General features: G+C 64.5%; 15 protein-coding genes. 4 read left to right on the top strand and 11 right to left on the bottom strand.

The genetic code is table 11. The annotated features are described in order from the left end of the window. Positions 1-98: 98 nt before the first annotated feature. From QOL79_RS18065 to QOL79_RS18035, 7 genes are all read right to left on the bottom strand, one after another. Positions 99-1,298, bottom strand: a complete 1,200-nt coding sequence (locus QOL79_RS18065) for an LptF/LptG family permease (RefSeq protein ID WP_216313932.1) — start codon at positions 1,296-1,298, stop codon at positions 99-101. Then, positions 1,298-2,473: a glycosyltransferase gene (locus QOL79_RS18060; RefSeq protein ID WP_058455273.1), complete on the bottom strand. Its 1,176-nt coding sequence runs from the start codon at positions 2,471-2,473 to the stop codon at positions 1,298-1,300. The genes QOL79_RS18065 and QOL79_RS18060 overlap by 1 nt, the downstream gene beginning before the upstream one ends. Then, the gene (locus tag QOL79_RS18055) at positions 2,470-2,991 is read right to left on the bottom strand and encodes a DUF2141 domain-containing protein (protein WP_058455274.1); all 522 of its coding nucleotides are present in this window, start codon (positions 2,989-2,991) and stop codon (positions 2,470-2,472) included. The genes QOL79_RS18060 and QOL79_RS18055 overlap by 4 nt, the downstream gene beginning before the upstream one ends. After that, a complete protein-coding gene (locus QOL79_RS18050; RefSeq protein ID WP_058455275.1) occupies positions 2,988-3,908 on the bottom strand; it encodes a hypothetical protein in 921 nt (306 codons plus the stop codon). The genes QOL79_RS18055 and QOL79_RS18050 overlap by 4 nt, the downstream gene beginning before the upstream one ends. 75 nt (positions 3,909-3,983) lie before the next feature. Continuing rightward, positions 3,984-4,730 (bottom strand): DUF2334 domain-containing protein, encoded by a 747-nt coding sequence (locus QOL79_RS18045; protein ID WP_216313934.1) that lies wholly within the window; start codon positions 4,728-4,730, stop codon positions 3,984-3,986. Then, positions 4,727-5,833, bottom strand: coding sequence for a glycosyltransferase (locus QOL79_RS18040; protein ID WP_058455277.1), 1,107 nt, complete (start codon positions 5,831-5,833; stop codon positions 4,727-4,729). Before QOL79_RS18040 ends, QOL79_RS18045 begins: the two co-directional genes overlap by 4 nt. Before the next feature lie 2 nt (positions 5,834-5,835). Then, positions 5,836-6,597: a hypothetical protein gene (locus QOL79_RS18035; protein ID WP_058455278.1), complete on the bottom strand. Its 762-nt coding sequence runs from the start codon at positions 6,595-6,597 to the stop codon at positions 5,836-5,838. Between the two features lie 155 nt (positions 6,598-6,752). On the opposite strand from QOL79_RS18035, the gene QOL79_RS18030 reads away from it, so the two are divergent. After that, a complete protein-coding gene (locus QOL79_RS18030) occupies positions 6,753-7,835 on the top strand; it encodes an endonuclease/exonuclease/phosphatase family protein (RefSeq protein ID WP_058455279.1) in 1,083 nt (360 codons plus the stop codon). Positions 7,836-7,853: 18 nt separating this feature from the next. On the opposite strand, the gene QOL79_RS18025 is transcribed toward QOL79_RS18030, so the two are convergent. From QOL79_RS18025 to QOL79_RS18010, 4 genes are all read right to left on the bottom strand, one after another. After that, positions 7,854-10,895, bottom strand: a complete 3,042-nt coding sequence (locus QOL79_RS18025) for an efflux RND transporter permease subunit (protein ID WP_156416564.1) — start codon at positions 10,893-10,895, stop codon at positions 7,854-7,856. Continuing rightward, positions 10,892-11,932, bottom strand: coding sequence for an efflux RND transporter periplasmic adaptor subunit (locus QOL79_RS18020; RefSeq protein WP_058455280.1), 1,041 nt, complete (start codon positions 11,930-11,932; stop codon positions 10,892-10,894). The genes QOL79_RS18025 and QOL79_RS18020 overlap by 4 nt, the downstream gene beginning before the upstream one ends. Next, positions 11,929-13,290, bottom strand: a complete 1,362-nt coding sequence (locus tag QOL79_RS18015; protein WP_231729126.1) for a TolC family protein — start codon at positions 13,288-13,290, stop codon at positions 11,929-11,931. Before QOL79_RS18015 ends, QOL79_RS18020 begins: the two co-directional genes overlap by 4 nt. Positions 13,291-13,451: 161 nt before the next feature. Beyond that, positions 13,452-13,895: an EamA family transporter gene (locus QOL79_RS18010; protein ID WP_058455281.1), complete on the bottom strand. Its 444-nt coding sequence runs from the start codon at positions 13,893-13,895 to the stop codon at positions 13,452-13,454. Positions 13,896-14,038: 143 nt separating this feature from the next. Here QOL79_RS18010 and gntA point away from each other — a divergent pair, with 143 nt between their 5' ends. From gntA to QOL79_RS17995, 3 genes are read left to right on the top strand one after another with little or no spacing between them, the layout of a single operon-like run. After that, positions 14,039-14,728, top strand: a complete 690-nt coding sequence (gene gntA / locus QOL79_RS18005) for a guanitoxin biosynthesis heme-dependent pre-guanitoxin N-hydroxylase GntA (protein ID WP_216313936.1) — start codon at positions 14,039-14,041, stop codon at positions 14,726-14,728. Beyond that, positions 14,725-15,309 carry a DUF1989 domain-containing protein gene (locus tag QOL79_RS18000; RefSeq protein WP_216313938.1) on the top strand — a complete coding sequence of 195 codons (585 nt, stop codon included), beginning with the start codon at positions 14,725-14,727 and terminating at the stop codon, positions 15,307-15,309. The genes gntA and QOL79_RS18000 overlap by 4 nt, the downstream gene beginning before the upstream one ends. Next, entirely contained in the window at positions 15,309-16,199 is an 891-nt protein-coding gene (locus QOL79_RS17995) for an ATP-grasp fold amidoligase family protein (protein ID WP_216313940.1), read from the top strand. Before QOL79_RS18000 ends, QOL79_RS17995 begins: the two co-directional genes overlap by 1 nt. Positions 16,200-16,560: the final 361 nt, after the last annotated feature.

The following is a 16,560-nucleotide window of genomic DNA, read 5'->3' as shown; positions in this document are numbered from 1 at the left end:
TGGCGCGCCCGCCTGCCACGTAAAGTGAGGGCGGTCGCGCACCTTGCTTGTCGATCTCTTACCCGGATTCGATCGGCCGGACCGGCGGGCATTGGACGTCATCGGCCGACCGAGAGCATCGACTTTTGGGTGGGAGGCAACCGCATCATCATGCGATCAAACGGTATCCAACGCGAAATCTGGCGTGCAGGACGGCTGGCCGACATGAGCGCCGCTTCGATCGCCCCCGGACCTTGGCTGCGCTGAAAGCGAAACAGGACAAATGCCGCCAGGGCAAAGCCGATGAGGGTCATCAATTGAAACAGCGGCGCCAGCGAATGAGCGCTATCTTCGATGGCAACGATCGCCTGAACAAACCCGACGATGAGCAGGATCCCGCATCCGAGGCCGAGCGCTGACGTCGATCGCTTCGGCGGAACCCCAAGCGCAAAGCCGAAGAAGGGAATCAGGACGATGAAAGCGGCCGTCACAAAACGGCTGCCGAGTGCGGCGCGTGCCGCCGTGCGCTCGGCAGCGATCGGTCCATCGACGGCGGTGCGAATCAGGTCGCCCAGCATGAGCCGGTCGTTGCGGTGGCGCGCATTCTCGCGGACGGACTTTGGAGCCAGCAGTTGGATCGGCATCGCCATCGTCTGGAAGGACGCCATCTCGAGACGCCCGCCCGGTTTGCTGGCGATAACATGGCCATCGGCGAGACGCAGCAGCACGCCGTCGCGCCCGCCATTGATGACCCTGCCGTCCCGCGCGGCGACGGTCATATTATGATTGCGCAAGAAAAGACCGCGGAATTCGCCCGTGCGCCGATCGACGGCGTCGACGTGGAAAACCGTATCGGGGCGCGGGCTGAGAAACTCGCCCGGTGCGATCGACAGCCCGAGGTTGCCGATCGCGATCGAGGTGCCCAGCGCATCGAGCCGCTGCTCCCCAGCCGGTTCGGCATAGGCACGCAGCCCAACGTGTAAGAGGGCAATCGCTAGCCCGAAGAGTAGCGGCACGCGTAGCAGCCGAGCGGGCGAGAGACCGATTGACGCGAAGATGTCGAGTTCGCCGCTGATCGCGAAACCGCGAAAGGCGACCGCAACAGCCACGAACACCGAAATCAGAAGGCCGATGCCGAGATATTCGGGAACGAGATAGACCATGAGCTTGATCAACACCGCGACCGGCTTCTCGACATTGTCGAGCAAGCCCATCAACCGTCGACTGTTTTCGAGGCTCAGCAGCAATATGACGGTCGCACCGCTAGCGAGAAAGGGTCGCGCCAGCCGCCGCGCAATATAGAGATCGATCGCAGACATCAGGCGGCCGTGCGCAGCGGCGCCGCCCGCTCGCCATAGAGGCTGAAGAGCGCGTCGAAATGATCGTCGATAAGCGGGATGCCGGCAGCGCGCCGCGCCGTTGCCGCGGCCAGCCGTGGCCGGTCGCGAGACAGAAGCCGCCCGATCGCCCGGGCCGCGGCGCCCGCATCACCCGCCGCATATAGTTCGCCATTGTCGTCGGCTACAAAATCGGAAGCCCCGCCCGCGTCGGGCACGATCAACGGCAGCCCCGATGCCGCCGCTTCCGCCGCGACGAGACCGAACGTTTCGGCCTCGCACCCATGGATCAGCGCGTCGGCGCTGGCCATGAGCTTCGCGAGCAGGAGGCGATCGGCGACGGGAGCGAGCAGATGAATATGCGGATTATTGCCGATATGACGCACGATCCGCCCTCGATCGCGGCCGTCGCCGACGAGCACGAGGCCAATCGGGCGATGCTGCGATGCGGCAAGGCAGGCGTCGATGACCAACGGCCAGCGCTTCTCGGCGCTGTGGCGGCCGACGCCGATGAGGAGGCTCGCATTTTCGGGAAGCGCGCAGCGCGCGAGAAGGTCGCGGCGAAGATCGACGTCGCGATGCGCCGGTGAAAAGAGGCAGGGATCGACCCCCATCGGAATAGTTACGATGCCGGCCACTCCGCCCGTCTGCAGCCGCGACGAGAGGTGACGGTTAGCGCTGACGACACAGTCGAAGCGATCGCCGAGCCGGCGCAAATGGCGCCAGAAGAGGTCGAAGCTCTTGTCGATCGCTTCGCGGCTGCCAAACCGGCCGAACCAGCGATAGGCATAGGCGGCCAAAGGATCGGCATGCATGATCAGCGAGCGCGGCGCGCTTCCCTGCCAGTCGGCAACGATATTGGCGGTGCGCCAGGGCGAGGAGGCTTCGACGAGATCGGGGCGCTCGGCATCGAGCCGGGCATGAACGGCGGCCGCATCGTCGAAATAGCGGTAGCGCCGATCGACAATCAACGGCGGGCTTGCGACGTGGATGATCCGGCCTCCGCCGGTTCGCCGCTCGACATGATCGTGCGAGCCAGGCGCGATGACGACGATCTCATGGCCCAGAGCCGCACCGATCGCGAGTTTGCGGTCGATATAGGTTTTCACACCGCCGCCGTGCGGCGTATAAAAGGCACAGACATCGACAATCTTCATTTGCGCTCCAGGGGCCGGTATCTGAGACCGCTCAGATAGTTCATGACGATTTCGGTGCGCGTCGGCCCCGCTCCCGCGAGCACCGAGGCCGACGCTGCCTTGGGCTTCGACCAGCCGAGCCTCGGGTTGCCGCCGAAGCCAAGGCCGTCGGACAATTTGTCCCATTTGAGATTGCGGTTGCGATCGTGGAGGACCGACAGGCTGTAGCGACCGGGACCGGGTAGGCGCAGGCAAAGGGTCACTGGCCCCGATGCGGGGAGGTCCAGATCCACCCTGCGGAATGTCTTGCGCGCGTTGATCAAGACCGCATCGTCGGCCAGAAAATCTCTGTCATTATCGGGATAGACTTCTGCGCGCAGCAGACCCTTGCGATCCTTGAGGCCGGTTATGCCAACGAGCAGCGCAGGACCCGCCTCATTCGGCCGGCACGCGGCTTCGGCCTTGCCCAGCGACGGGTCGGGCGAAACGGGCGCAGCCGCAATGAACAGCAGCGCGATGGGGGTTATCGCGGCCTTCACGAACGATGAGCCGTCGCAAGCTCGGCCATCGTCAAAATTGCGCCGAGAAGCAGGTGCAAAAGCAGGATCAGACCGGCGATCATCGCAATCAGCGCTCCGATCGCTCCGTCATGACCAATCAGGAACAGAGCGACGCTGGCGAAGACAATATCCTTGTTGGGCACGAACGGCAGGCGGGTCACGAGCAGTTGCAGCGTTGCGAGGATGAGCAACCAGCCCATCGACACCGAGGGCAACGCACTGTGCCACATGACGCCCGAAAGGAATGTCGTCAGCAGCAAACGGCCGATATGCATGCCGAAGATCATGCGCAGTTCGGTGCGGGGAAGCGAAAAGATGCGCTGCCGGAAAGCGAGAAGAGCAAGCGAGAGCCCGATAATCACCGCTGCGGACAACGCCACGGTGCGACCATGGAATTCAGGAGCGATTTGTCCAACGACCGGCCATGCGAGCGCCAACATCACGAGGGTCATGAGATTGCCGGCGACCGCCGACAGGATGCTGACATCCTTGATGGCGCCGAAGGGCGCCGCCGCCATCTTCGCGTGACGCCGCGCCCAGCCGTAGAAATAGGCCTCGCCGCTATAGCCGAACAGGATTTCGTTGCTGACGAGCTTGCGCAGCAGCGCGGCGAAGCCAGCAGGCGGAATGTTCCACAATCGCCGAAAGATCAGCCATTCGGAAGCCGGCAGGGCCAGATAATAGGCGGCAAAGGCAATCCAGAAGATTGGCGAGGCGGGAATGCCCCGCAAAAGCTCGGAGAAGCCGATAGTCGCCAGCTTGGACCCTAGTGCCGCCAGCAGCGCGAGCGACAGGCCAAGTGAGAGAAATTTCTGCCACGGATGCTGCTCCCGAAGCAGGGGACGGAGGCGCTCGGCCCATGTGCCCGGAGTTGCACGCAATGCTTGAGAGGCCATCAATCACCTTTTGGCAGCGGTTCCTGGGGGAGTGACGCCAAGCGTGCGCAAAATCCGCATCCGGAATTTTGAAAATCAGCTGGGCACCAGATCGCGGTAGGCGGACGGCCGATGCGAAAGCGCGAAGGCGGCGAGCGCCCTCGTAATTTCGCGCATGAGACGCGGCGAATCGACATCGTGCGGATGGACCGCGAGGCGGACGGTGCGCGCCCGCGCCAGCAATTTCGTCGCGAGGCGGGACCAGAGAATCGAACTCGCGATGCGAGCAGGCGAACGGCTGGCATAAGTGACCACGGGGCCCGTTGCGAGAACGGCCGAGTTCTGCGGGTTCCAGACACGAAAATGATCCTCGATCATCCGGATGTTCTGCGCCGCGAGAGCAGCAATGCTGTCCTCGCCGTAAAGCCAGGCGGGCGCGACGAACCCCGCAACAGGCCGTCCTATGAGCTGCTCGATCATGTCGCGCCCCTCGGCGATCCTTGCCTCGGCATCGCGGGTCGACAGTCCCAGAAACTCTCCTTCGCCCGCGGTCATGCGCGTTGCCTTCCACCGCGCGGTGGCGCCGACATGCTCACTCTCGTCGAGATGGGTGAAGCCATGCAGGAAGATCTCGCACCCCGCATCCGACCAGTCGCGCAAGCGCCGCCCGAACCGCGGGTCGGCGGTCAGCAAGCCTTGCCGGTGGAAATCGGGAACGACGAGCAAAGCATAGCGTCCCGGCCCTACTGCCTCCTCGACAAGCGGTACGAGCCGGTCAAGGCGCGCTGCGTGGACCGGCGCGACGTCATGGATCGAGGCCAGCAGGCGGCGCGGCACGCTCATGCGGCGAGCCGGTCGAAGAGCGCCAAATAGTCCGCAGCCGAGGCACCCAGCCTATGCCGATCGGTCACCTCGCGGGCAGCCCCGGGCGACGGGGGAGATCGGCGCAGGCGCGCAACGATCGCTGCGGCAATCGCTTCGGGTTGACGCTGGCGGACAACCGCCCCCAGCTCGGGCGAGCGAAAGATTTCGGGCAAAGCGAGCGAACAATCGGTTGTGACGATCGGCACGCCAGCTGCAATCGCCTCGACGAGAACGGCAGGATAGCCTTCATAGTGCGAGCTCATTAAATAGAGATGGGCCTTCGCCAGATAGGGCGTGATGTCGGGCACATGGCCGGGCATCTGGACACGCGAGGCAACACCCAGAACCTGCGCCTCACGTTCGAGCCGGCCGCGCAAAGGCCCCTCACCAAGAATGAGCAGCCGCGCTTTCAGGGCTGGAGGCAGTTCGGCAAAGGCCCGGATCGCCGTTAGCAGATCCTTTTGCGGCGCGAGGCGCGCAGCGCATAGAATGAGCGGCGCGGGCTCATAGCTTGCCCGACTGTGCGGCTCCATCAACTGATCTTCAAGGATAGGCTCGGCAATTTCAGCAAGCCTGTGGCGGGGAAACACCGACCGCGCCTCCGCGAGCAACGATGGCGACATCGCCACCAGCACATCCGTCGACGCTGCAGCGAGCCGGATTGCGGCGTCGGCGAGCCCGCTTACGAGGCGCCGGAATCCGCCCCGGCGAATCGGATTGCTGAGTTTGCTGACGAAAACCGGCCGTTTCGCGAAGCGCTGGCGGGCGAGGAAGGCGAGAATGATGAGGTGGAAATTACCCGGCGAGAAAATGATGTCGGGTGCTTCGGCTCGGACGAGCCGCGCCATGCGCCAGCCGAGTTGCGCCCGCGACCAGGGGCTACGTATCGTCTCGGGCGAACAGGGTCTGACGGCGACCCCTGCCCCGACCAACGCGCGGGCCGCGCCCTTCTCGGTGCCGCAGATGATCGTGACCCGGCGGCCCATCTCGGCCCAGCGGTTCGCCAGGCGAATGGCAATGCGTTCGCTTCCGCCGGTCGAGAAATCGTGGAGGATGATCGCGATGTGGCGGGCCTTGGTCATGGTCAAAATTTCTGCCTCAGGAAAATCTGGACGCGCGCGTCCTTGTGCTGAATGTCGCGGTCCTGCTGCGCGCGAAAATCGATGCCGACCGACAGGCGTTCGGGGTCGCCGGCAGGATGTACGCTTGCGATCAGCCCCCAACCTCGCACCGCACGGGGCGCGCCGCCGGCGAGTTCGGCGATGCGCTCGACCGGGCTTCGACGTTTTGCCGGACCAGTGTCGAACAGGGTGGCTCCGACGTCGAAGCGATCGTCGCGGATCCAGTGAAACGCGACGGCGCGCTCATCGGTGCGATAATTTCTGCGCGGCGCGACGATGAAGGCCGCGCGCCGGCGCTCGACCGCATAAGTCGCGCCCAGCGTTAGCAAGTCACGCGCCGAGACCTCTTGGGTCGCACCCAAGCCAAGCGCCATCAACCCGAAACGCCGATATTCGAAAGTCTGCGCGGCGGAGTTCGCGGGCACCGACCGGCCGCGCATTGCCGTCAGCTTGAAGCCCCCGCCCGGCCACTCGGTGCCGGCAGATCGGTGCTTCACTGACCCGAGCGCTGCCATATCGACGGCTGGCACGCCTAAGCCGACGGGTATCGAAGACGACGAGGCGGGGGCCGGCAGTATGAGGGCTGGCGTCCTGCCGGCCGACCGCTCGGTGGCGGTGAGCGCGGCATGGGTCACTGCTACGCTTGGCGACGCCTCCTGTGCCAGCGAAGCAAAGGGAAACAGCAGCGCCACAATCGCTGCAGCACGGGTCGCAATCGCCGTCATCGCATATCCCCTGGATAAGCTCATCCGCCTGCCAGCCAGGCATCCGGGAAGTCTGACGCCGTGGCGCCGCGATTTCCGCACCGACCGCGCAAAGTGCGGATCGCCGCCTCCCGCGGCGTCAACCAGCAATTCTTGATGCGGAAGGAGTGACCTGGATGGAGACGAATATGGTGCGCCTGCACGGGTTGATGGCAATGGCGCCGCTACTGCTCGGCGCGGTCGTCCCGCACGCAGCCGCAGCGACCGCGCCGCGCCGCGCGGCAACTCCCGCAGCGACCGCACTCTCGATCATGGCCTATAATGTGAAAGGCCTGCCCTGGCCGATCACCTCCGATCGCACGGCAGACTTCACGCGGATCGAGGCACGGCTGCTCGCGATGCGCGCCCGGCACGCGCAGCCGCATGTGATCATCCTGCAGGAAGCGTTCACCTCTCCTGCCAAAGCTATAGCGCGGCGCAGCGGCTATCGCTATATTGTCGAGGGCCCGTCCCGCGATCTCCAGAGCCCAGTCGCACCGCGCGCCAGCGATCGCCCCTTCATCGATGGCGCGAGCTTCTTCAAGGGCGAGCGATCGGGCAAGCAGGTCGGCTCGGGATTGGTCCTGGCGTCGGACTATCCGATCCTGTCAGTTCATCGTGAGGCTTTCCCCGCCTTTGCCTGTGCAGGCTATGATTGTCTCGCCAACAAGGGTCTGTTGATGGTGACGATCAAGGTGCCGGGCAACGCGACGCCGGTGACGGTGGTCACCACCCATATGAACAGCAAAAAATCCTCGGGCGTCAGCCAGACGCGTTCGCTTTTCGCCTATCGGCGGCAAGTCGAGTTTATAGACGCTTTCCTCGCCCGCTACCGTAATCCCGATCTGCCTGTCATATTGGCCGGCGATTTCAACGCCAGCTCGGCCGAGCGGCGCTCGTTCCTGACAGCCCACAGCGCGGCGAACTGGACCACCAAGCGCCGCCTGCCCATCGATAATGCGCTGCAGCACTGCCTCAAGTCGGGCGCGCCTTGCGGGCGCGCCGTCCCGGCCATCGCCGCCACAGTGTTCCAGAAGGGCCGCGATTGGCAGTTCTTTTCGCCTGGCTATCGCGCCTCGATTCAAGCGATCGCAATGGCGGTGCCGTTCGGGCGCGAGCGCGACGGAACGATGCTGTCGGACCACGTCGGCTATCGCGTGACCTACCGCTTGACGCAGGCGCTCATCCCCCACACCCCTCGACGCCGCGCGATCATCTGATCCGAGCTGGCGTGTCCCTTAATCCGCAGGTGCCGGCTCGCGCGGCGCCAGCGCCAGCATAACCGCCGGCAGGAAAAAGAGCACCAGCGGCACCGCAGCAATCAGACCGAAGATGATCGCGGTAGCGAGCGGCTGCTGGAGGCCGGCGCCGCGACTGATCCCGAGCGCGAGCGGCGCCAGCGTCAGCACTGCAATAAGCGCCGACATCAGGATCGGGCGCAATCTCTTCTTGCCAGCTTCGAGCAGCGCCGCCGCGGTGACCGGCTTGTCGCGCTCCATCTCGGCGAGGAAGAAGATCACGAGTTCGGCGACCATGCCGACGACCATCGTCAATCCCATGAGCGCTGAGATATTGAGCTCGATGCCCATAATCCACAGCCCGATCATCACCGCAGCCGCGGTGAGCAGCACCGTCGAGATCGCGGCGACGGTCCACCCGGCGCGTTCGAACAGGAGGGTGATCAGCAGCGCGCTGAGCAGCAGCGCGGCACCGAACACCAGCGACAGATCGGTAAAACTCTTCTGCTGCTCGGCGTATAGCCCGCCATAATCGACGCGAACCGAGGTGGGGAGCTTGAGCCCGGTGACCGCGCCTTTGATTTCGGTCATCGCCGAGCCAAGGTCGCGGCCCTCAAGCCGTGCGGTGACGGCAATAAAAGGCGCAAGATTTTCGCGCGTGAGCTGCTTTTGCCCGCTCTGGATCGACACTGTTGCGACCGCCGCCAAACGCACACTGCTCCCTCCGGGTGCGATGAGCGGGAGATTTTCAATCCGCGCAACGTCACTTCGCAGGTCCTGCGGCGCGCGCACGCGCACGTCGATTAGCTGTGCGCCGATGCGCACCTGCGTCGCGGCGGTGCCGCCGATCGCGGTTTCGAGCTGCGCGGCGATACTGTCGGGATCGAGCCCATATTGCGCCGCCGCGCCGGGATCGACCGCGATACTGATCGCGTCACCGGCGACGCGCAGGCCGTCGATCACTTCGACAACGCCCGATATCTTGCCGATCCGCTCGCCGATCTTCTTTGCCGACGCTTCAAGCGCCGCCGTATCGTCGCCGAACAACTTCACCTCGATCGGCTGCGGGACCGCCGTCAGATCGCCGATCAGATCTTCCATCAGTTGGATCAGCTCGACTTCGAGTCCTGGCACCTCGGCGGCGATCTTTTCGCGCATGCCGGTCATCACCGCTTCGATGCTCCGCCGCGAGCCGCCTTTCAGCCGGATGAAATAGTCGCCCTCATCAGCCTCGGTCAGGCCGCCGCCGAGTTGCACCCCGGTTCGCCGCGAATAGCTCGCGACCTCGGGCGTTGCACTGATGATCGTCTCGACACGCCGCAATAGCGCATCGGTGTCTTCGAGCGATGCGCCCGATTGCGCTTTATAGTCGAGGACGAAACCGCCTTCGTCCATCTTCGGCATGAAACCCGAGGGGACGTTTCGCCATGCGACATAGCCGCTGACCGCGAGCAGCGCCGCGACGATGGCCGCGAACAGGACGGGCCGGCGGAAAGCGCGCCCGCTTGCCCGGCCGTAGCGATCGAGCAGGGGATCGAGAATGGCATTGGCGCGGTCGGCGGACTCGGCATCCTTGTCGCGCAGCCAATGAGCGGCGACGAGGGGGATGACGAAGCGAGCGAATAGCAAGGAGATGAGCAGGGCCGCGACCATGGTGACCGCAAGGGCCTTGAAGAAGCCGCCGGTCACTCCGCTGATGAACGCGAGCGGCAGGAAAACGACAATGGTCGCCATCGTCGAGCCAAGCAGAGGCATCCCCATTTCGGCCGCGGCGCCGAGTAGCGAATGGGGTTCGCTCAGACGCTGCTCCTGCATTCGCCGCATCATATGTTCGAGCATCACCACCGCATCATCGACGACCAGCCCGACGGCAGCGGCCATGCCGCCCAGCGTCATCATGTTGAAACTCATGCCCAGCGCGAACAGCAGCAGGCAGGTTGCCGCAAGCACGGCGGGGAGCATCAGGCCGGTGATGACCATCAGGCGCCCCGAGCGCAGGAAGACGAAGAGCACAATTCCGGCAAGAACCGCTCCCATGAGGATTGCATCGCGCACAGCATTGGCCGCGCCGACGACCAGCTCGGACTGGTCATAGAAGGTCGTGACCTTGACCGATGGCGGCAGATGGAGCTCGGCGAGGCGCGCGTCGACCGCCTTGACGATCGCGACCGTGTCACCCTTGAGCGCCTGACGGACGTTGACCAGCACCGCCTGCTTGCCGTCCGATGTCACGCGGCTGAACGCGGGCGCCGTCGAGGGCGTGATCGTCGCGATCTGCCCCAAGGTGACAACACCGGAACCGCCGGCTGCCGCCTTAACAGGGACCGCGGCGAGATCGCTTGCGTCCGCGACGCGGTTTTCGAGCAGGACGAGATAGAGACGATGCCGGTCTTCGATCTTGCCAAGTCCCTGCACCATATTGGCCTTGCCAAGCGTCGCCACGACATCGCTCAGGCTGATGCCGAGCGATTGCAGCCGCGACGGATCGACATCGACCGCGAACTCGCGGGGGCTGCTTCCCAGGATATCGACGCCGGCAACGCCTTCGACCGAGGTCAGCGCCGGCAGGATCTTGAGTTCCGCGAGGGTCCGCAGCGCCTCGGGCGCAAGGCTGTCGGACGTCAGCGCAAAACCCGTTACCGGAAAGATCGTCGGGTCGGAGCGGCGGACGTTGAAGCGTGTTCCCGCCGGGAGAGTGGGTAACAATGTCGCCAGCGCGCCCTGCGTCGATTGGGCGGCGGCGACCATATCGTCGCCCCATTGGAAATTGAGCGCGACCTCGGCGCTGCCCCGGCTCGTGACCGAGCGTACGCCGGTCACGCCCGGCACGGCGCGCAGCCCGATCTCGACCGGGCGGGTGATCTCGGCTTCCATTTGCGCGGCATCGCGGTCGCCAGCATCGACCGACACCACGACGCGCGGATAATCGATATTGGGAAAAAGCCCGACCGGGACACGCGTTGCCGATACGACGCCAGCGAGCGTGAGCAGGATCACCGCAAGCCAGATCGACCGAGCGTGCTTGCTGATGATGTCGGTCACTTCTTCGCGCTCTGAATGCGGACCTTCATGCCATCCTCAAGCGCGGTGACGCCGGCCGTCGCCACACGCTCGCCCGGTTTCAGCCCTGACGCAACGCTGATCCGGTCACCGGTGCGCGGACCGGCGACGATATCGCGCCGCTTGGCGACGTTCTGGGCGATGACGAAGACGTAAGGCTGGCCGCCATCGTCGAGCAGCGCGGCATAGGGGATGGTCATGCCGCCGGGGATATTGCCGAGCAGCACGCGGCCGGTCAGGCTCTCACCCGCGCCGACCCCGCTTTCATCGGGGATCTGGACATAGACAGATGCCAATTTGGTGACCGGGTCGACGACGCTATCGACCGACAGCACCGGAACGTTGAAAGGCGTTTTGCTGCCTGCGGCGGTGATTTCGACATAGCTGCCCTGGGGAATGCGCCGGGCGATCGCCGGATCGACACCGAAGCGCGCGCGCAGGTCGCCCTCCTTGACGAGCGAGACGATCGTCGTGCCGGGAGCGACGAGCTCGCCCGCACTCGCACCGACGATTTCAACGGTGCCACTCGCGGGCGCGCGGAGAACCAGCGCGCCATTGCGGGTGGCAAGGCTCGCGCGGGCCGCGTCGGCCGTCTGCTTGGCGGCGCGCGCGGTCTCGACATCGGCATCGCTGACAAGCCCGTCGGCGCGCAGCCGCCGCGCCCGCGCGTGCGCCAAGTCGGCGGCACTGGCATTCGCCGAGGCCGTGACGAGATCGAGACGCGCGGTCGGGCTGGGGCTTAGGCGCACCAATATCTGGCCGCGCCGCACCTGAGTTCCGACGGGCGCGTCGACCGCTTGGACTAGCGCTTCCATCGGTGCCGACAGCGTATATTTGCCAGCGCCATTCGCCTCGGCGGCGCCGTAAAGCGTGATTTTCTCGTCAATGTTGCCTGTGGTCACGAGAGCGACATCGATCGTCGCGACCGGGTCGGGCGCTGCGGTGTCGGCAGGGGACTGGCAGCTGCTGAGCATAAGGCCGCAAGTGAGCGGAAGGATAAGGAATTTGCGGATGATCATAGGGTCCAAGCTTCCTGGGGGGCGCCGACAAGCAGCTCGAGCGCGATGGTCTGTTCGGCGATCGCCTGTTCGGATTGAAGGAGCAGCAATTGGCGGTCGCGGAGACTCTGCTCGGCGACTTCGGCGGTCGCGAGTGCCAGATCGCCGCGCTGCGCCGCGCGGCGGCTTGCCAGCGCAAAGGTTGCAAGTGCCGGCATACCGTCGCGCAGCAGCGCAAATTGCTGACGCGCGATCGCGAGTCCCGATGCGGCGGCGGCGATATCGGCGCGGGTCTGGAACAGACGCACATCATATTCCTGGCGGAGCGCCTCGCGGGTCGCTTCGGCGATCGCAATGCCGCCGCGGTTGCGGTTCCACAGCGGCAGGGTGAAGGCGATCGAGGGTCCGACCAGCTTGTTGCCGCCGGTATCGCGCGCACCGTTGAGCGTGAGATCGAGGTTCGGGAACTGGTCGAGGATCGCGCGGCGAACGCCGGATTCTTGCGCGTCATAGCCTGCGCGCAACGCTGCAAGATCATCGCGGCCCGCCAGCGCGATTGCGAAGAGGCGGTCGGCATCGGGAACGGGGGCCGGGAGAGACGCGGGCGCCAGCTGAAGCGGATAGCCCGGCGGCAGGCCGAGCAGGCGGTGAAGTTCGGAGCGCGCCGTCGCAAGGTTCGTTTGCGCGCTGCGAAAATTGCTCTGGGCGTCGAGCGTAGCGATACGCGACGATTGAACCTGATCGGGGGAGATGTCGCCGCGCCCCGCCGCCTTCAGATAGCGGCCAAAGAGCGCCTCGCTGGCATCGGCGCTCGTCGCGGCATTCGCGAGCGCCTGCTCGAGCGCTAGTACGCGCACCGCTTGGAGGCGCGCGTTGCACGCGGTCTGCCATTCGGCCCAGGCAAGATCGAGGCGTATCTGCCGCGCCTCGGCGACGGCCTGCGCGCGCTGTACCTTCTGGGTGCGCAGCGCATTGAGGCTGAAACCAAGTGCGCCGGCGATATTGTCGAGCGGGTCGGGGCCTGAGAGAATATGATCGACGCCAAAGCTGAAACTGGGATCGGGAAGCAGCCCCGCGGCAAAGACCTGCGCATCGCTTACCCCGGCGCGCGCGCGCTGCGCCTTGAGATCGGGATTGGCGATAACGGCAAGGATCGCGATGCCGTTCGGATCGAGCGGCGCCGACAGATCGAGCGCGACGGGTTTCAGATAGGGCCGTGCGATGGTCGCAGCGTCGCGCGACACGATATCGTTCAGCGGTGCCTGCAATACCGATGCACTCAGCGGATCGGCCGCGAGGGGCCGCGGTTCATAATGGGCGCAAGCTGCCAGCGGCAGGAACAGCAACAGGGTCGATGACATCCGGAACCGCTTGGTCATGCTCGAACGATAACTCCTTCGTCCGTTGCTGCCCATCACTAACGCCGCGACAATATTCGGTATTTCAGGGGCGGGCGGTCTGGACATTGGGCTGTTGACGCCGCTGATTGAGCAATCCCGCACAGGATACAGAAATCGCTCATCGTCAACCGCCCATCCGGTCATGCGGGCCGGAACGCGATCAGAACGACCCCTGCAGTGATCAAGCCGACGCCGAGCCAGGCGCGAAGCGAAAGCTGCTCGCCGAGAAACCACACGCCGAACAGGGCGACAAGCACGACGCTGATTTTTTCGACCGGCGCGACTTCGGCCGCCTGGCCGAGGCTCATCGCCCGGAAGTAGCAGAGCCAAGAGGCTCCGGTCGCCAGCCCCGAGAGGACAAGAAAAAGCCATGCGTGTCGTGGCACTGACGCAGGCGACTGGAAGCCGCCGCTTACAAGCAGCAACGCGGCGATAAAGACCGCAATCACCAGCGTGCGGATGAAGGTGGCATAATTTGGATCGATCTTCTCGACCCCGAGCTTGGCGAAGACGGCGGTGAGCGCAGCGAAACAAGCCGAGAGAAGGGCCCAGGGGAGCCAGTTCGAAAGCCATGGCGATGCCATAGCTTCGCATACAGCGCAGAGAAGGTACGGCGCAAGCATTCAGGTCACAGAGGCATCGGGCTGGCGGCTTTCTCGATCCTCGGCCAGGATGGCGTTGGAAATGATCAAGCGGAGCCTTTTCGCGACGCGTCCGTTTGCAGCCCATGACCATCGGCGACCGACAAAATTTGCACGCAACACTGGCCGATCGCCTCTCGGATTTCATCGCCGCGCCGGACTTTCCCTGCGTCGGGGCGAAGTCGGCAATGGCGGGGCAAAATCTCAAAATTCTGGCCGCGCGCGACCTGACCAGTGGCTGGAACGATCTCGATATCCACTGCGCGCTTGCCGACTGGGCGAGGGCGTATCGCAGCGACCCGAGCGGCCTTCGGAGTCTCGCCGTGATATTCGAAGGGCCCGGCGATCTCGACGAGGTGGGCTTTGAGGCAGCGCTGTGGGCGCGACTCCAGTCGCTCGCCGACAAGGACGCCTGGAAAGGCATGGCTTATGATCCGCGCGTTTGCGCCGATCCGGACAATCCCCATTTCTCGCTGAGCTTCGGCGGCGAAGCCTATTTCGTGGTGGGGCTGCATCCGCACGCATCGCGGCCGGCGCGGCGTTTCGAGCGCCCCGCCCTCATCTTCAACCTGCACGACCAGTTTGAGCGACTGCGCGCCGACGGCCGGTATGAGCCTATGCGGGCGCGGATTCTGGCGCGTGACAAAACGTTCGCGGGATTCACCAATCCGATGCTGGCCCAGCATGGCGAGACGAGCGAAGCCGCCCAATATAGCGGGCGGGCGGTTGAGCCCGATTGGCGCTGCCCCTTCCGCGATCCGCGAGCGAGCGCATGACAGAGACAATACCACCGCGCAGCGGCACCGCCTTCCTCCTGCGCAAAGGTGAGGTTCTGCGTGTTGTCGATCCCGAAGGCGGACAGGTCGGTGATTTGCTGGCTTTCGCCGCGGCCGACCCGCGCGAGGCACTCTCGAACGGCCGGACATTCGATTATGAGGAGACGATCCGGCTTACGGCAGGCAACCGGCTGTGGTCGAACCGTTCGCGACCGCTGCTCGCGATCGTCGAGGACAGCGTAGGCTGCCACGATTTCCTGCTGACGCCGTGCAGCGAAGCGACCTTCCGCCATTTCTACCCCGACCGGCCTGTGCATCGGGGCTGCTTCGGCAATCTTGCCGAAGCGCTCGCACCGCATGGCATTGAGCCCGACGCCATTCCCGTCGCCTTCAACCTCTTCATGAATGTACCAGTAGGAGCTGAGGGAAAGATCAAGGTCATGCCGCCACCCACACGGCCGGGCGATTTCATCCGCATCGAGGCACTGGAGGATCTCATCATCGGCCTCACCGCCTGCTCGGCCTATGACAGCTGCGGCGGGAGCTTCAAACCGATCCAATACGCCATCGAGCAACGCTGATGCCTGCTCTTACATTTGCGCCGTCCGCCATAACGGCTGATCCTGGCCTTCCGTTCGCTCGGCAACGCATCGGACTTCTTTATGCTTTGCGCCATCATCGACTACCGAACCTCGATGCGCCGCAACGCTTCACCGAGCTGGTCCAATGGCGCAAGCTCTGCGACCGGTCGGCTTTGCACACTCAGCTCATGGACAAGGTTGGCGCCAAAAGACTGGTCGCCGCAAGTCTTGGCGGTGACTGGACCGTGCCAACGCTCTGGGAGGGTGCCGAACTGCCCCAGGCGGCGCCCTTCCCCTTTCCGGCCATTGTGAAGGCGCGCCACGGCTGCAATCAATATGCCGTGCTCGAGACCGACACAGGTCCTGCGCGATGGTCGCAAGTCCGGTCCGTCGCAACGGGCTGGCTGAGCAGACCCTATGGCCGTTGGCTTGACGAGTGGGCCTATCGCGACGTTCCGCGCGGAATGCTTGCTGAACCGCTTCTCGGGGGCGCGCTTCCGCTGCCGGTCGACTACAAAATCTATGTATTTGGCGGCGAGGCGACACACGTCCAGGTGCATCTTGGCCGAGGCGAGCGTCATCGCTGGATCCTGCACGATCGCGATTGGCGGCAACTGGTGCCCGCACCGGACCGGCCGCCTCCCCCGCCGTCGCTCGCCGCGATGCTCGATGCAGCCGCAGCGCTCGGCCGCGACCAGGACTTCCTGCGCATCGATTTCTACGACATCGGCGGGCGACCCTATTTCGGGGAATTCTGTCTCTATCCCGGCTCAGGTCTCGACCCGTTCGCCGCCGACTGGATCGATTTCGAGCTCGGCGCGCTGTGGCATGCAGCTCGAATTGAGAGGAATGATAATTTACTACGCTGGCCGACACGGCTTATGCACTAGCAGGACGCCGGCGATCTAATCGTTCCTCCAAAAAGCTCCCGCTAGGGTGAGGACTCATTGATCAGAGCCAGAAGATGACGTTCCCGACGAGGGCGACAGCGCAGAAGGAGGCTTTTGGACATCGATCCTAGGGTGTGGCGACGCGCGTCCAGTCCTTGAGATGCCCGAACACTATATCGATCCGGTTGCGGCGTTTGTAGCGCCGCCTGTCGTACCTTACGATCAGAATAAACCGCTCAAATTCAGGCTCCTTCGTGGTCGCCTGAATTATAATCGCTACCTCAAATCAATGGGTCGTGACCCGAGCAACGCGCGGGCTAGCCGCCGAACGTTGTCAATCGGCGTGCAAACGGGACCCCCT

It is taken from the genome of Sphingopyxis sp. Geo48, from assembly GCF_949769155.1.
Lineage (GTDB): Bacteria > Pseudomonadota > Alphaproteobacteria > Sphingomonadales > Sphingomonadaceae > Sphingopyxis.
The sequence above is the reverse complement of the archived record's forward strand: the minus strand, read 5'-3'. Positions and strand labels throughout refer to the sequence as shown.

Coding starts and splice junctions, on each gene's coding strand:
- QOL79_RS18065 (WP_216313932.1), bottom strand. CDS start 1,298: ATGTCTGCGATCGATCTCTATATTGCGCGGCGGCTGGCGCGACCCTTT.
- QOL79_RS18040 (WP_058455277.1), bottom strand. CDS start 5,833: ATGACCAAGGCCCGCCACATCGCGATCATCCTCCACGATTTCTCGACC.
- QOL79_RS18050 (WP_058455275.1), bottom strand. CDS start 3,908: ATGGCCTCTCAAGCATTGCGTGCAACTCCGGGCACATGGGCCGAGCGC.
- QOL79_RS18030 (WP_058455279.1), top strand. CDS start 6,753: ATGGAGACGAATATGGTGCGCCTGCACGGGTTGATGGCAATGGCGCCG.
- QOL79_RS18045 (WP_216313934.1), bottom strand. CDS start 4,730: ATGAGCGTGCCGCGCCGCCTGCTGGCCTCGATCCATGACGTCGCGCCG.
- QOL79_RS18000 (WP_216313938.1), top strand. CDS start 14,725: ATGACAGAGACAATACCACCGCGCAGCGGCACCGCCTTCCTCCTGCGC.
- gntA (WP_216313936.1), top strand. CDS start 14,039: ATGACCATCGGCGACCGACAAAATTTGCACGCAACACTGGCCGATCGC.
- QOL79_RS17995 (WP_216313940.1), top strand. CDS start 15,309: ATGCCTGCTCTTACATTTGCGCCGTCCGCCATAACGGCTGATCCTGGC.
- QOL79_RS18060 (WP_058455273.1), bottom strand. CDS start 2,473: ATGAAGATTGTCGATGTCTGTGCCTTTTATACGCCGCACGGCGGCGGT.
- QOL79_RS18015 (WP_231729126.1), bottom strand. CDS start 13,290: ATGACCAAGCGGTTCCGGATGTCATCGACCCTGTTGCTGTTCCTGCCG.
- QOL79_RS18010 (WP_058455281.1), bottom strand. CDS start 13,895: ATGGCATCGCCATGGCTTTCGAACTGGCTCCCCTGGGCCCTTCTCTCG.
- QOL79_RS18020 (WP_058455280.1), bottom strand. CDS start 11,932: ATGATCATCCGCAAATTCCTTATCCTTCCGCTCACTTGCGGCCTTATG.
- QOL79_RS18035 (WP_058455278.1), bottom strand. CDS start 6,597: ATGACGGCGATTGCGACCCGTGCTGCAGCGATTGTGGCGCTGCTGTTT.